General features: G+C 67.7%; 1 protein-coding gene. It reads right to left on the bottom strand.

What is annotated here, in order from left to right; all coding sequences use genetic code 11:
• On the bottom strand, nt 1-594 hold a 594-nt coding region (gene pstS / locus A5694_RS17310; RefSeq protein ID WP_064923409.1), incomplete at both ends, for a phosphate ABC transporter substrate-binding protein PstS.

Consider the following 594-nt stretch of genomic DNA (forward strand, 5'->3'; position numbering starts at 1 on the left):
CGTTGACGATCGCGTACTCGTAGTTGACGATCGGGTAGGCGTCGGGGGCGGGGCCGTTGATCAGCGAGACGGCCTGGTTGTCGGGGGTCTGGTCGGCGAAGCCGGCCGCGGCGGCCTGGATGCTCTTGGCGTCGGGCTGCAGATAGTGGCCGGCCGCGTTGGCCAACTGGGCTTCGCCCAGACCCTTGTCGCGCGCCTGGTCGAGGAAACTGATGCCGATGTAGGCGACGCACCCAGGGGTTTCGGCGCAGCCGGTCACCATGCCGCCGTTGCCGTTCTCGCCCAGCGCCCCGGGCACCGCGGGGAAGTCCACGGTGGTGCCGAAACCGGGGGCTTTGCCCCAGCCGTCGGGGTCTTGTTTGGACAGGTACTGGGTGAACAAGAAGGTGTCGCCGGAGCCGTCGGAGCGGTGCAGTGGCACCACCGGGGTGTCGGGCAGGTTCAGCCCGGGGTTGAGCGCGGTGATCTGTGGGTCGTTCCAGGTTTTCACCGTGCCGGAGTACATGGCGGCCAGCACCTTGCCGTCGAGCTTGATCGCCTCGGTGACACCGGGAAGGTTGTAGTTGATCTGCTGGGCCGAGATGGCCAGCGCGA

Source organism: Mycolicibacter sinensis (assembly GCF_001667945.1).
GTDB classification, from domain to species: domain Bacteria; phylum Actinomycetota; class Actinomycetes; order Mycobacteriales; family Mycobacteriaceae; genus Mycobacterium; species Mycobacterium sinense_B.